Below are 297 nucleotides of genomic sequence, written 5' to 3'. Positions count from 1 at the left end.
AGGCAACGTCAATGCCCGGCTTCTGGTTAGCCCGTTACCCCTTGGCGCTGCCCCTCAAGGCCCATAGCCAGGAGCAGCGGTTCCTGTTGCTGTTGTTGGATAAAATCCTGTTTGTTTTGCAGCTTGTGCCACAGGTGTTTAATCAGTACTTGCGCTGTTGCGCCTCCCAGGGTGGCGCCAGGGCCGAGAATAATCAGCTTATCCGGGGCAAACTCTTTAATCGCCACTTCGATGGCTTTGCTGTAGTCATAAGGCGCCACCACCTGGGTATCAAGCGTGTATCTATGCAAAGCCGCG

Annotated in this window: 1 pseudogene; it reads right to left on the bottom strand. The window is 54.9% G+C overall.

The annotated features are described in order from the left end of the window. Positions 1-26: 26 nt before the first annotated feature. A pseudogene (locus J0A66_RS22820) lies at positions 27-297 on the bottom strand (ACP S-malonyltransferase); the annotation flags it as partial.

It is taken from the genome of Bowmanella dokdonensis, from assembly GCF_017254865.1.
Classification (GTDB): domain Bacteria; phylum Pseudomonadota; class Gammaproteobacteria; order Enterobacterales; family Alteromonadaceae; genus Bowmanella; species Bowmanella dokdonensis.
The sequence above is the reverse complement of the archived record's forward strand: the minus strand, read 5'-3'. Positions and strand labels throughout refer to the sequence as shown.